The 13,356-nt window shown below is 70.4% G+C and carries 13 protein-coding genes; 7 read left to right on the top strand and 6 right to left on the bottom strand.

Translation table 11 applies throughout. The annotated features are described in order from the left end of the window. Window positions 1-325: 325 nt before the first annotated feature. From A4U64_RS01295 to A4U64_RS01285, 3 genes are read right to left on the bottom strand one after another with little or no spacing between them, the layout of a single operon-like run. Window positions 326-781 (bottom strand): hypothetical protein, encoded by a 456-nt coding sequence (locus A4U64_RS01295; RefSeq protein WP_065922033.1) that lies wholly within the window; start codon window positions 779-781, stop codon window positions 326-328. Window positions 782-798: 17 nt separating this feature from the next. Then, complete coding sequence (locus A4U64_RS01290; protein ID WP_164528082.1) at window positions 799-2,337, bottom strand: multicopper oxidase family protein; 1,539 nt, start codon at window positions 2,335-2,337, stop codon at window positions 799-801. Window positions 2,338-2,385: 48 nt separating this feature from the next. Beyond that, window positions 2,386-2,622: an SHOCT domain-containing protein gene (locus A4U64_RS01285; protein ID WP_037201187.1), complete on the bottom strand. Its 237-nt coding sequence runs from the start codon at window positions 2,620-2,622 to the stop codon at window positions 2,386-2,388. Between the two features lie 130 nt (window positions 2,623-2,752). Here A4U64_RS01285 and A4U64_RS01280 point away from each other — a divergent pair, with 130 nt between their 5' ends. Genes A4U64_RS01280 through A4U64_RS01270 form a run of 3 tightly spaced genes read left to right on the top strand, consistent with a single transcriptional unit; the run spans window position 2,753 to window position 5,066 of the window. After that, window positions 2,753-3,529 carry a response regulator gene (locus tag A4U64_RS01280; RefSeq protein WP_373566451.1) on the top strand — a complete coding sequence of 259 codons (777 nt, stop codon included), beginning with the start codon at window positions 2,753-2,755 and terminating at the stop codon, window positions 3,527-3,529. Then, window positions 3,526-4,740: a sensor histidine kinase gene (locus A4U64_RS01275; RefSeq protein WP_065922032.1), complete on the top strand. Its 1,215-nt coding sequence runs from the start codon at window positions 3,526-3,528 to the stop codon at window positions 4,738-4,740. The genes A4U64_RS01280 and A4U64_RS01275 overlap by 4 nt, the downstream gene beginning before the upstream one ends. After that, entirely contained in the window at window positions 4,737-5,066 is a 330-nt protein-coding gene (locus A4U64_RS01270) for a cupin domain-containing protein (RefSeq protein WP_029546350.1), read from the top strand. The genes A4U64_RS01275 and A4U64_RS01270 overlap by 4 nt, the downstream gene beginning before the upstream one ends. Before the next feature lie 12 nt (window positions 5,067-5,078). Here A4U64_RS01270 and A4U64_RS01265 read toward each other — a convergent pair whose 3' ends face one another. From A4U64_RS01265 to A4U64_RS01255, 3 genes are all read right to left on the bottom strand, one after another. Then, a complete protein-coding gene (locus A4U64_RS01265; protein ID WP_065923379.1) occupies window positions 5,079-6,623 on the bottom strand; it encodes an ABC transporter permease in 1,545 nt (514 codons plus the stop codon). 14 nt (window positions 6,624-6,637) lie between these two features. After that, window positions 6,638-7,195 carry an ATP-binding cassette domain-containing protein gene (locus A4U64_RS01260; RefSeq protein ID WP_065923378.1) on the bottom strand — a complete coding sequence of 186 codons (558 nt, stop codon included), beginning with the start codon at window positions 7,193-7,195 and terminating at the stop codon, window positions 6,638-6,640. Window positions 7,196-7,550: 355 nt separating this feature from the next. Then, window positions 7,551-8,387, bottom strand: coding sequence for a helix-turn-helix transcriptional regulator (locus A4U64_RS01255; RefSeq protein ID WP_037202046.1), 837 nt, complete (start codon window positions 8,385-8,387; stop codon window positions 7,551-7,553). A gap of 254 nt (window positions 8,388-8,641) precedes the next feature. Here A4U64_RS01255 and A4U64_RS01250 point away from each other — a divergent pair, with 254 nt between their 5' ends. From A4U64_RS01250 to A4U64_RS01235, 4 genes are all read left to right on the top strand, one after another. Then, the gene (locus A4U64_RS01250) at window positions 8,642-10,273 is read left to right on the top strand and encodes an acyl--CoA ligase family protein (protein ID WP_065922031.1); all 1,632 of its coding nucleotides are present in this window, start codon (window positions 8,642-8,644) and stop codon (window positions 10,271-10,273) included. Window positions 10,274-10,345: 72 nt separating this feature from the next. Next, the gene (locus A4U64_RS01245; RefSeq protein WP_006930316.1) at window positions 10,346-11,086 is read left to right on the top strand and encodes a TetR family transcriptional regulator; all 741 of its coding nucleotides are present in this window, start codon (window positions 10,346-10,348) and stop codon (window positions 11,084-11,086) included. A 160-nt stretch (window positions 11,087-11,246) separates the two neighbouring features. Continuing rightward, window positions 11,247-12,404, top strand: coding sequence for an acyl-CoA dehydrogenase (locus A4U64_RS01240; RefSeq protein WP_006930317.1), 1,158 nt, complete (start codon window positions 11,247-11,249; stop codon window positions 12,402-12,404). Between the two features lie 60 nt (window positions 12,405-12,464). After that, entirely contained in the window at window positions 12,465-13,313 is an 849-nt protein-coding gene (locus tag A4U64_RS01235; RefSeq protein WP_029546354.1) for a 3-hydroxybutyryl-CoA dehydrogenase, read from the top strand. The last annotated feature ends 43 nt before the right edge of the window (window positions 13,314-13,356 follow it).

Raw genomic sequence — 13,356 nt, 5'->3', positions numbered from 1 at the left:
CGGTAGCCGACACCGGTGAACGGTCATCGCTGATCGAGTCCGAGTCTGCCCCGCCCCGCCCCGGCATCTTCTGGTGGTTGGATGAAGATCCGTTGAAGAAGTCCGGGTCTCGGTCAGGGTCCGTGCTCGTCGGTACCAGTGCCCCGGCGATGATCAGCCATCTCGCCTCCTCGGATTCCGGATGTGCGGGTCGGTTGGTACCGGAGCCGTGCGCCGATGACTCTTCCCGCCGCGGTGGGGGTTTCGGCTGGTGGTTCGGTGAAGATCTGTTGAAGACTCTGCATCCCCCGAAACGGGTACCGCCGAGCCCTGCGGTGACAGTCCCTCAGCCGCTGTGGTGTTCGCCGTGGTCGGCCGGGACGGTGGTGGTCGGCACCGAGCTCGGTCCCGGCGCCGGCGCAGGGTTCGGGGCCGAGGGGCCGGTCAGAGCCGGTCCGAGCACGAACGCCGAGAGCGAGAACATCGCCGCGAACACCACCAGGGCGAACGCCGGGGCCTTCCAGGTGTGGAACCGCCGGAACAGCCGGCGCAGCAGCGGAATCGAGAACACCACCCCGAGGGCGAAGAACAACAGGTTGCCCCCGGCGCCGGTGACCAGCGCGGCCCCGGCGATCAGGCCGACGTGGTGCAGCACGTGCGGCGCCAGCCCCATCACCGCGCCGAGGGCCGCGGACACGGCGTTCCAGGTCGCGGCCAGCGGGCCCTTGCGGGCCGGCACGGCCGCCGGTGGGGTGCTCATGGCTTCGGCGGTGGCGGGGTGCTCGCCGGGAGGAGTCGTCACACGCAGGCTCCGTCTTCTCAGGCGCGGTAGGACAGGGTCGTCATCATTCCGGCTTCCTGGTGGTAGGCGTTGTGGCAGTGCAGGGCCCACTGGCCCGGGTTGTCGGCGTCGAACTCGATTTCCACAGTCTGCATCGGACGCACCGTCACGGTGTCCTTGCGGGCTCCGCCGTCGACCAGGGCGAAGGTGTGTCCGTGCACGTGCATCGGGTGGAACATGGCCGACATGTTCCGCAGCCGCATCCGTACCCGTTGTCCCTGGGCGACGGTCAGCGGCGCGGTGTCGGGGAAGGTGGCGCCGTTGAGCATCCACCGGTACGGGGCCATCGTGCCGCCCATGTCGACGCTCAGGTAGTTGTCGTGGGATCGTCGGGGCAACCGCACCTGCTCGGCCGGGGACAGGGCGGTGCCGAGCAGCACCCGCCGATCCAGCTCGCCGGGCCGGGTATCGGTGGTGGCCGTCCCGGCGGCGGTGCGCACGACGGCCACCGCGTGGCCGGGTTTGCCTTCGGCGGCGGCGTAGAGCGGGAACACCCCGTCGGCGAGGGTGACCAGCACATCGAACCGTTCGCCCATACCGATCAGCACCGCGTCGGTGTTCCGGGGGGACACGGGGAAACCGTCACTGTGGGTGACCGTCATCGCATGTCCACCGAGCCCGACGCGGAAGGCGGTGTCCGAGGCGGCATTGACCAGCCGGATCCGCACCCGCTGCCCCGGGGCGGCGGTCAGGGTCACCGGGTCGACGGGGGTGCGGCCGTTGAGCAGGTAGTACGGGTAGTTCACGTCGCCGGCACCGCCGAGCAGGTCCGAGCGCATGCTCTCTGCACCCATCATCGAGCCCATGCCGCCCATCGCGCCGTGGTCCATCATCGAGCCCATCCCACCCGCGCGGGGGGCGAGCCGGCCGGGGGCCGGCATGCCGAGTTCGCGGGCGACATCGTCGGGGGTGCGGCCGGTGCCGTCGACCCAGTCGTCGAGCACGACGACCCATTCGTCGTCGTAGCCGCCGGGCTCGGCCGGGTCGTCGATCACCACCACCCCGTACAGGCCGCGGTCGAGCTGCAGCCCGGTATGCGAGTGGTAGAAGTAGGTGCCCGGATGCGGGGGCGTGAATTCGTAGGTGAACGACTCCCCGGCGACGATGGGCTCCTGCGTGAGCCCCGGTACCCCGTCCATGTCGTTGCTCATCGCGATGCCGTGGAAGTGGATGCTGGTGTCGGCCTCGAGTCGGTTGTCGACCCGCACCTGCAGCAGATCCCCGGCCCGGGCCCGCAGCAGCGGACCGGGCAGCGTGTCACCATAGCCCCAGGTCGAGACCACCGTACCGCCGAGGTCGACCTGCACAGGCCGCGCCGTCACCTGCGCGGCGACCACCGCCTGCCCGGTGGTACGGCGTTGGGCCTCGAGCCGGCGCACCGCCTCGGCGCCCGGCCCGACCGGATTTCCCGCTACACCGGGGCGGGCGCAGCCGACCGGCCCACCGAGGGCCATCGCCCCGGCGGCCGCGGACGCACCGAGCAGAAACATACGGCGGGACATCTGCACCACACACATCTCCTGGAAACGTTGGGACGACAACGGACGACACGAGGTCGGCGCCGCTCACCGATAGGGACGCAGCGCCCGCCGCCGGGCTTGGTACTCGTCGGCGTCGATCTCGCCCCGTGCGAAACGGTCGTCGAGGACGCGCAGCGGATCGGCCGGCGGTGGCGGGGTGCCGGTGCGGTGACCGGTGCGGAACAGCGCGGCGATGCCGAAGGCCACCAACGCCCAGAAACCGATCATCGTCAGCGCCATCACCATCCAGCCGGCCCAGCCCACTGCGCCCGATCCCCACATCACGGCCGCTCCTTTCCTCGAAAGGCCCGGATCCGAGTCTGGGCCCGTTACCCGACGCCGCGGGTTGGCGTTCGATGAAGGTTCGCTGAAGAACGTCGCCACCGGCCCGCCGCGGCGGTCACGATGGGACATGGCCTCCGGTTCCGATCAGCTCGTCCCCGCCTCTGCCTCGAGCGCAGCGGTCCCCCCGAGCGGCCTGCGGGCGCTGGTGGTCGAAGACGAAGTGGCGCTGGCCCGGGTTGTGGGCACCTACCTCGAACGCGCCGGCTGCGAGGTCACGCTCGTGCACGACGGGCTCGACGCCGTCGAGCGCGCCCGGCAGGTCGATCCGGATGTCGTGGTGCTCGATCTGGGGTTGCCGCACCTGGACGGGATCGAGGTGTGCCGGCAGCTGCGCACGTTCTCCGACGCCTACGTCGTCATGCTCACCGCCCGCGCCGACGAGATCGACACCCTGGTCGGCCTGTCGGTCGGCGCCGACGACTACATGACCAAACCCTTCAGTCCGCGTGAACTCATCGCCCGCATCCAGGCCATGTTGCGGCGCCCCCGACCCTCGACCGGGGACGGCCGCACCCCCGCGCAGTCCGGCACCGATACCGGCCGCCGTACGTTCGGGTCGTTGACCCTCGATGCGGCCGGCCGCGAGGTGTGGGTCGACGGTACCCCGATCGCCTTGACCCGCACCGAATTCGACCTCCTCGCCGCGCTGTCCGCACACCCCAACATGGTGTTCACCCGGGCGCAGCTCATCACCGCGGTGTGGGGCCCGAGCTGGGTCGGCGACGAACACCTGGTCGACGTGCACATCGGGCACCTGCGCCGCAAACTCGGCGACGACGCCACCCGCGGGGTCTTCGTGCGCACCGTGCGCGGGGTCGGATACCGCATGGGAGCCGGGCAGTGACCACACCACCCCCACGGGCGGCAGCAGGGCGGAGGCCCGGGCGCCGCAGTGTCGGATTCGGCAGCCGGCTACTGGCCGCGCAGGCGATCGTCGTCGTCGGCGGCGCGATCAGCGCCTGGCTGGTGGCCGCCGCCGTCGCCCCGGGACTGTTCCACAACCACCTCGAGCAGGCAGGTATCGAGCACGTCTCGACCGAGGCGGCGCATGTGGAGGAGGCGTTCACTTCGGCGATGATCATCTCGCTGGCCATCGCGCTGGTGGTCTCGGCGCTGATGGCGCTGGCGGTGAGCTGGTACTTCACCCGCAGGGTGCAGCGCTCGGTCACCGGCGTGGCCGCCTCGGCCACCGAGATCGCCGGCGGCCACTACGGCGTGCGTCTGCCCGGACCCGGTCTCGGGCACGAATTCGACCAGCTCGCCGAGACGTTCAACCAGCTCGCCGATCGGCTGGACTCGGTCGAAACCACCCGGCGGCGCATGCTCTCGGATCTCGCGCACGAGATGCGCACCCCGCTGGCCACTCTCGATGCCCACCTCGAGGCCCTCGAAGACGGCATCCGGGTTCCCGACGCCGAGACCCTCGCGGTCCTGCGGTCGAGCACCGCCCGGCTCGGGCGGCTCGCCGAGGACATGGGCGCGGTCTCGCGCGCCGAAGAGGGCCGGCTGTCCGTCACGCCCGTGCCCACCGACACCCGCACCCTCGTCGACGCCGCGGTCCGCGTCGCCGCCGACCGCTACGCCGCCAAGGGCGTCGCCCTGGTCGAAGACGTCGAGCACCCCGCCGCGGTCACGGTCGACCCGGACCGGATCGGGCAGGTGCTGGGCAATCTGCTCGACAACGCCCTGCGGCACACCCCCGCCGGGGGCACGGTCACCGTCGCCACCACCGCCGTCGACGGAGAAGCCGGGATCACCGTCACCGACACCGGCGACGGCATCGCCGCCGAGCACCTGAGTCATCTGTTCGACCGGTTCTACCGTGCCGACCCCGCCCGCCGACGGCAAGAAGGCGGCAGCGGCATCGGATTGACCATCGCCCGCGCCCTGGTCGAAGCCCACGGCGGTACGCTGACCGCCTCCAGCGGCGGAGCCGGAACCGGCGCCCGATTCACCGTGCACCTGCCCACCGCCGCAGGCGCCCGCAGCAGCGCGCGCACCACCCCTCCGCGGGGTGCCGTGCACGCCGGCACCGGTCCCCGGGAGCGGCGATGAAGAAGCTTGCGCTCGATGCGCTCGCCCGGCACCTGGCCGCGCATGCCGCCGCCGCGCCCAGCGGCCGCAGCGCCGAGACCGTCTACGGCGGGCACGAACACGTGCTGCGGCAGACTCTCGTGGCGTTGCAGGCCGGACAGTCCATGGCCGAGCACGTCAGTCCCGGTGAGGCCACGGTGTACATCCTGCGCGGGCGCATCCGTGTCGTCGCCGACCGGACGAGCTGGGACGGACGCAGCGGGGACCTGATCGCCTTACCCCGCACCCGGCACCGGATCGACGCCGTCGCCGACACGGTCGCGCTGCTCACCGTCGCCAAGTACTGACCTCCGGGTGGTTCAGAGCCCGGCGCCGGGCCGCGGCGGGCTCGCCGGGGCCCGGTGGAACAACCAGGCCGCCACCGCAGTGAGCCCGACCAGCCACCCCAGCGCAGCCAGCAACGGCCCGGCGGCGTCGAAACTGTCGGTCAGCCCGCCGTCGAGGATCATCCGGGTCGCGCCGTAGCCGGGGAGCGTCTGCGCCCACTGCGACGGCTGCGGCCGCAGCATCGGGCTCTGCCCGATTCCCAGATCCACGAACGGCACCAAGAACGCGATGAATACCCCGCCCACCCGCCCGAACAACGGTCCCAGACACACCCCCACCAGCCCGTAGGTCAACGCCAGCAGCAGGTTCCCGGCCGCGTACAGGCCCCACTGACGCGCATCGAACACCGTGGCGGTGACCAGCAACGACGAGGCGGTCACCACCACCGCCGCCACCGCGATCACCGTCAACCGGACCGCCAGCAGCACCCCGGCACCGAAGCCGGCCAGCGACAGTCGCCGATCACCGCTGCGCGCATCGAGTACCACGAACAACCCGGCCAGCGCCGACAGCGACGCAATGGCGATCGGAGTCATGGTCCCGGCATGCACGTCCGGCAGCCAGAACACCTCCGTCACCGTTCGTCCGTCCTCGACCAGGGAGAACATCCCGAACTCGGGGACGGTCATCGCCTTCGACAACGCGATGAACACGATCGGCACCACCACCAGCAGCACCCACAGCACCGGGTTGCGGCGCCAGTCCCGCAACCCCATGTCCAGCCCCACCGCGAACCGATCCGCCCGCCCGGCCCGGCCGCTGAGCCCACCGCTGCGGCGCACCCCGCCGACCGTGGCGGTGACCACCACCGCCCCGACGAGGAGAGCCCCGGCCATCCACACCAGTGCCCATCCCAGGTCCCCGACCTTTCCGCCGTGGCGGGAGGGCACATCCACCATCCACAGCGTCACGAAATGGGTGGGAAACCCGCGGGTGGCCACCCGCTCCGCCGAACCGATCGCCGGCCCGAAGAACACGTCGACGATCCAGACGAACAGGATCAGCACGGTGCCGTTGACCGGATTGGGCACCAGTGCGCCGACCACCGCCCCGATCGCCAGGTAGATCATCGCGAACATCACCGTGCCCACCGTCACCCGCACCGGAGCATCGATGCCGACACGCATCGCCAGCGCCAGCAACGCCACCGCCGAGACCAGCACCGCCAACACCAGGCCGGTGCCGAGCCGGGCCAGCACCAGCCGCCCTGTCGCCAGGCCCGCCGACACCAGCCGCCGGTCCGCCGCCCGGGCGGCATTGATCTGGAAGTACATCGCGATCCCGGCCAGGAAACCCGCCGCCCACCCGGCCGTCGCCGTTTCCACCGCCGGTCCACCCGCGCCACCGAGCAGCCTGGCCGCATCGGCCATCGCTCCAGCCGCGACGATCACGAACACCACAGGCACAATCACCAGCACCAGCAGGTTCACCGGGTTGCGGACATAGTCGGCCAGGAACCGGCCGATCAGCGCCCGGACGTCGCCGACCGCCGACCGCACGGTGGGGGCGAGGCTCATCGTGGGGGCGAGGCTCATCGCGGCACCGTCCGGCCCTCCCGCAGATCGACGATGCGATCGAACCGCTGCTCGTCCGCCACGAAATGACTGATGATCAACACCGAGCGGCCCGCCTGCCGACGCTGCGCCACGATCTCCCAGAACCGCAGATAGGTATCCCAGTCGAACCCGGCATACGGCTCGTCCAGCAGCAACACCTCCGGATCGGCCAGCAGCGCCAGCCCCAGGTTCAATTTCGCCAGCGTCCCGCCCGACAACCGGTCGGCACGGGTGCCGGCGTAGCGGTCGAACCCCAACGTGGCGTACAGGTGGCCGCGGGAGCGGTGCGCAACCTCCGGGCTCATCCGGTACGCCCGACCGAACAACTCGAAGTGCTCGTCGCACGTGAGCCGTTCGTAGACCACCGGCTGTTGCGGGCAGTAGCCCAGCCGCCGCGGACGGCGCACACTGCCGGCATCGGCCCGCAGGTCCCCGACGAGAATCTTCATCAGCGTCGACTTGCCCGAGCCGTTCTCCCCCGCCAGCCCGACAACCTCCCCGGGGCGCAGCACCAGGTCCGCCCCGCGCAACACCGGGGTGCGGTGCCGTCGCGGCCACCAGCCGCGACCGAAGCTCTTCTCGATCCCATCAGCCGCCAGCAACGACGACTGCGCCGAATCGGCCGTGGACTCCGGGGAACCGGACTCGGATGCAGCCATCTCTCACCTCGGACACTCGAAGGCGTGCACGCGCCACCGGCGCCTTCTTCCACCGCGGTTGTGGCGGGCGCACTCACCGTAGGTGCCCACCGCTGTAGCCCAGCACGAGATCCGGTGAAGATCTGCTGAAGAAACCCATCCGATGTCGGCGCTGCCCACCGCTACCGGCTGGCGCCGAGCCGGGAATCCGCCCCGGTCCGCTCCGCAGGTGGGCTGTGACAAAGCCCTGCTAGGGCAGCAGGCCCTGCCGACGGGCCTCGACGACCGCCTCGTGCCGGCTGCCCACCTCGAGCTTGCCCATCAGATTGCGCATGTAGCTCTTGACGGTCTCCACGCTCAGCGACAGCCGCTCGGCGATCTCGGCGTTGCGGCACCCGAGCGCCACGTACGCCAGCACATCCCGTTCCCGCGCCGAGAGCCGCACCGTCGGTGTGGCCGCCCCGCCGGTCAGCGTCCGCAGCTTCTCCTCGACCTCCCGCAGGCGCGCTTCGATCCCCGGGTCGGACGTCTGTGCCGCGATCTCCCGCAGGGCCAGGTAGCTCTCGGTGATGCCCTCCGACACCGACGCGGACACTGCGGACGGGGCGGCGGCGCGGGCGTTGTCGATGAGGGCGACCCGCCGGTCCACCTCGTCCCGGATCTCGATCTCGCGGGCGAGCCTGCGGGCCGACCGCATCACCTGCTCGACGACCACGTCGCCGATCGGCAGGCTGGTCCGCAGGCCCCCGTACAGGGCGGCGCGGGTGCGGCGGCGCACCACCACCGGCACGGCGAGCAGCGACTCGATGCCCTCCCCCGCGACCTCCCGGTCGTACTCGTGGGAGATCTGGGGGGAGTTGAAGTAGTCCGACACCGCACCGGGCCGCTGCTCGGCGACCACCTTGCCGCCGAGCCCGCACTCGGAGCTGATCACCAGGTCGCGGAGGATGCCGCTGCGGGTGCCGACGAAACCGGACAGCAGCATGTCCCCGCCGTGCACGGTGCCACCGAACAGCACGGGCATCCCGGTCGAGATCTGCAGCTGCCGCAGCTCGGCGCGCAGGGCGTCCTCGTCGCTCGGCCGCAGGTGCGCGTGCGGGCCCTGGCGCGTCGCCGCAACATTCGGCGTCCCGACCCTTGCCGACGCCGGGTTCGTCGACGCCGTGCTCGTCGACGCTGGGTTCGTCGACACAGACCTCACCGGAACCACCTCCGAGACCGCGAATACCCACTTCGGAGGGTAGCGGGGAATCTGTCGTGACTCATAACCTCCACCCGTTCCGGTGTTGCAGCGATCACAATGGCGTACACCGACCGAGTGCCGAAGTCCCGGAGGTATCCGTGCCCACCCCCACGTCCGTCCCCACCGCCCGAACGGCGAACCACACCCCGCTCAGCCCCCTGCGGTTCCTCGAGCGTTCGTCGTCCGTGTTCCCCGACCGCACCGCGATCGTCCACGGCGACCGCCGATACACGTACGCGCAGTTCGCCGACGAGGCGCAGCGCCTGGCCCGGGTCCTGCGCAGCCGGATCCAGCCGGGTGACCGGGTGGCCTTCCTGGCGCCGAACGTGCCGGAACTGCTCATCGCGCACTTCGCGGTGCCGCTCGCCGGGGGCGTGCTGATCGCGCTGAACTCCCGGCTCGCCGGGCCTGAGCTCGAGTACATCCTCGGGCACGCCGAGGCGTCGCTGCTGTTCGTCGACTCGGAGTTCGTGGGGTCGGTCGCCGGTGTCACGGCCGGCGTGCCGTCGCTGACGGCGGTCGTGGAGGTGCCGGATTCGACGGTCCCGTACCCCGACGTGCCGGCCGGGATCGTCACCACCCGGTACGACGAGTTCCTCGCCGCCGCCGACGACCTCGACGACACCCCGCTGCACTGGGGCGTCGACGACGAGGAGCAGGTGATCACCCTGAACTACACGTCGGGCACCACCGGCAAGCCGAAGGGCGTGATGTACACGCACCGCGGCGCCTACCTCAATTCCTTCGGCGAGACGTTCCACAACGGGTTCGACGGGAAGACGCAGTACCTGTGGACCCTGCCGATGTTCCACTGCAACGGCTGGTGCACGCCGTGGGCCGTGACGGCGGCCGCCGGCACGCACATCTGCCTGCGGGCCGTGCGGGCGGACGCGATCTGGGACGCCATCGACAACCTGGGCGTGACCAACCTCTGCGGCGCCCCGGCGGTGTGCTCGACCATCGCCGAGGCCCCGCAGGCCCACCGGCTGGACCGGCCGCTGCGGATCACCACGGCGGGCGCGCCCCCGTCGCCGACGGTGATCGCGCAGCTCGAGGCGATCGGCGTGACCGTCGTGCACGTGTACGGCCTCACCGAGGTCTACGGGCCGTACACGATCTGCGAATACCAGGACTCGTGGGACGACAAGCCCGCCGAGGAACGCGCGGCGCTCCTGTCGCGGCAGGGCGTGGGCATGCTGCAGGCGGAGAACGCACGGGTCGTCGACGCGAACATGAACGACGTGCCCGCGGACGGGCAGACGATGGGCGAGATCGTGCTGCGCGGCAACAACGTCATGGCCGGGTACTTCAAGGATCCGGAGGCCACGGCGGAGGCGTTCAAGGGCGGCTGGTTCCACACCGGCGATCTGGGCGTGATGTACCCGGACGGATACATCCAGCTCAAGGACCGCGCCAAGGACATCATCATCTCCGGCGGCGAGAACATCTCCACCGTGGAGGTCGAGCAGGCCATCGTCAGCCACCCGGCCGTGCTGGACGTCGCGGTGGTGGGCGTGCCCGACGAGAAGTGGGGCGAGCGTCCCAAGGCGTTCGTGATCCTGAAGAAGGGCGAGACCGTGACGGCCGAGGAGCTGATCTCCTACACGCGCACGTTGCTCGCCGGGTACAAGGTGCCGCGGGAGATCGTGTTCCCGCTGGATCTGCCGCGGACGCCGACCGGCAAGATCCTCAAGTTCGAGCTGCGGGCCGCGCACTCGGCGCAGGCCTGACGCCGGCCGCGCCGCCGGGTCCGGCGGCGCGGCCGTTTCGACTTCGATACCGCGGATTGGATACTGAGAACCATGGCACTCGGTCCCGACTCCGCCCGCCGCATCGACGCGACCGGCCCCGATCCCGCCCAGTTCCGGGTGCACGTGGTGACGCAGGCGATCCGCCTGTTCTCCGAGTACGGCTACGAGTCGACCACCGTCGAGCAGATCGCGTCGGCCGCGGGAGTGTCGCGACGGACCTTCTTCCGGCAGTTCCGCTCGAAGGAGGACGTGATCTTCGCCGATCACGAATCGCTGCTCGAGCAGGTCGGACACTATCTGTCGGGGAACTTCGACGATCCGTGGGCGGCCGCCGCCGAGGCCGCCGAGCTGGTGTTCGGGCACTTCCGGGACAAGCGGGAGCTTGCGGTGTGGCGGTATCGCGTGGTGCAGCGGGTGCCTGCGCTGCGCGAGCGGGAGCTGGTCACGACGTACCGCTACGAGCGCCTGTTCACCGACTACCTGCGCTCGGCGGTGCCGTCGGAGTCGGGGGTGCGGATCGTCAGCTTCGCGGCCGCGATGACCGCGACGCACAACTTCCTGCTGCGCGCGATGATCCGCGGCGACGAGTCCGCGACGGCTGAGGAACTGCGCCGCGCGCTGCTCGAGGTGCGGCGCTCGTTCGGTGTCGCACCGGGGCAGAGCGCCGCGCCGGCCGTCGGTCCGGCGCGGGACGCCGAGCGCGCGATCACGGTGGTGACCTATCCCCCGGGCACGTCGCCCGCGGAGGTCGCCCGCCAGGTGCAGGCGCAGCTCGAGGCGGCGTCGGACTGACGTCAATGGGGTGGCCGACGATCCACCACCCCATTGACGTGGCACTGAGTGCCGTGGTTCACTGGAACCGATTTCGTGACGTCGCGAGCCCTCCACTCAGTAGGATGGATGCGACACCCAAACAAGAACTGGCACTGCGTGCCGATAGGAGTCCGCCGTCATGGCCTTCAACCCGGAGTTCGGTCTGTTCAAGCTGGGCGAGGAGCACGATGAGCTCCGCGCCGCCATCCGCGCGCTGGCCGAAAAGGAGATCGCGCCCTACGCCAAGGACGTCGACGAGAACTCCCGCTTCCCGCAGGAGGCCCTCGACGCCCTCAACAAGTCCGGCCTGAACGCGATCCACGTCCCCACGGAGTACGGCGGCGACGGCGCCGACTCGGTCGCCACCTGCATCGTCATCGAGGAGGTCGCCCGCGTCTGCGGTTCGTCCTCGCTGATCCCGGCCGTGAACAAGCTCGGCACCATGGGCCTGATCCTGTCCGGCTCCGAGGAACTCAAGCAGAAGGTCCTGCCCGACCTGGTCAAGGGCGACATGGCGTCCTACGCGCTGTCCGAGCGGGAGGCCGGCTCCGACGCCGCGGGCATGCGTACCCGCGCCAAGGCCGACGGCGACGACTGGATCCTCAACGGCTCCAAGTGCTGGATCACCAACGGCGGCAAGTCCAGCTGGTACACCGTCATGGCCGTCACCGACCCCGACAAGGGCGCCAACGGCATCTCCGCCTTCATGGTCCACAAGGACGACGAGGGCTTCGTCGTCGGCCCCAAGGAGAAGAAGCTCGGCATCAAGGGCTCCCCGACCGCCGAGCTGTACTTCGAGAACTGCCGCATCCCCGGCGACCGCATCATCGGCGAGCCCGGCACCGGCTTCAAGACCGCCCTCGCGACCCTCGACCACACCCGCCCCACCATCGGCGCGCAGGCGGTCGGCCTCGCGCAGGGTGCGCTCGACGCGGCGATCGCCTACACCAAGGACCGCAAGCAGTTCGGCAAGCCGATCTCCGACTTCCAGGGTGTGCAGTTCATGCTGGCCGACATGGCCATGAAGGTCGAGGCGGCACGCCTGATGGTGTACACCTCCGCGGCGCGCGCCGAGCGCGGGGAGCCGAACCTGGGCTTCATCTCCTCCGCCGCCAAGTGCTTCGCCTCCGACGTCGCGATGGAGGTCACCACGGACGCCGTGCAGCTGTTCGGCGGTGCCGGCTACACCACCGACTTCCCGGTCGAGCGGATGATGCGCGACGCCAAGATCACCCAGATCTACGAGGGCACCAACCAGATCCAGCGGGTCGTCATGTCCCGCGCGCTGCTCCGCTGACGCGGCGGCAGTAAGTTCACCCTGGTCCAACCTTCGTATCGAGGAGAATCTCCCGTGGCAGTGGAATTGATCGGTGTAGTCGGTGGCGGCACGATGGGGGCCGGCATCGCCGAGGTGTGCGCCAAGGCCGGCAGCGACGTGATCGTGCTCGAGACCAGCGAGGAGTTCGCCGACGCGGCCCGCAAGCGCGTCTCCGGCTCGATCGGCAAGGGCGTCGCCCGCGGCAAGATCACGCAGGAGGAGGCCGACGCCGCGATCGCGCGGGTTCGGGTCACCACCGATGTCGCCGATCTCGCCGACCGTGATCTCGTCATCGAGGCGGCACCCGAGATCGAGTCGCTCAAGGTCGACATCTTCACCAAGCTCGACGCGGTCGTGAAGCCCTCCGGCATCCTGGCGACCAACACGTCGTCGCTCCCGGTGATCAAGATGGCCCAGGCGACGTCGCGCCCGGGACAGGTCGTGGGTGTGCACTTCTTCAACCCGGTGCCGGTGATGCCGCTGGTGGAGATCATCTCGGCGCTGACCACCGAGGAGGAGACGGCGAACGCCGTCTTCGACTACGTCAAGAACACCCTCGGCAAGATGACGGTCCGCGCGGGCGACCGCGCCGGCTTCATCGTCAACGCGCTGCTGATCCCGTACCTGACGTCCGCCGTGCGGATGCTCGAGTCGGGCTACGCGACGAAGGAAGACATCGACGCCGCGATGAAGGGCGGCTGCGGCTACCCGATGGGCCCGCTCACCCTCATCGACACCGTCGGTCTCGACGTCACCCTCAACGCCGCCCAGTCGCTGTACGACGAGTTCGCCGAGCCGCACTACGCGCCCCCGGCGCTGCTGCGCCGCATGGTCGACGCCGGCCGCCTCGGCCGCAAGACCGGCCAGGGCTTCTACAGCTACAACTGAGCCCCGCAGCACGAACCCCGTCGCGACGCGCTCGCGGCGGGGT

The organism is Rhodococcus sp. WB1 (assembly GCF_001700945.1).
Taxonomy (GTDB): Bacteria; Actinomycetota; Actinomycetes; order Mycobacteriales; family Mycobacteriaceae; genus Rhodococcus; species Rhodococcus aetherivorans.
Note: the sequence above shows the minus strand (reverse complement) of the source record. Positions and strands in the feature narration are given on the sequence as shown.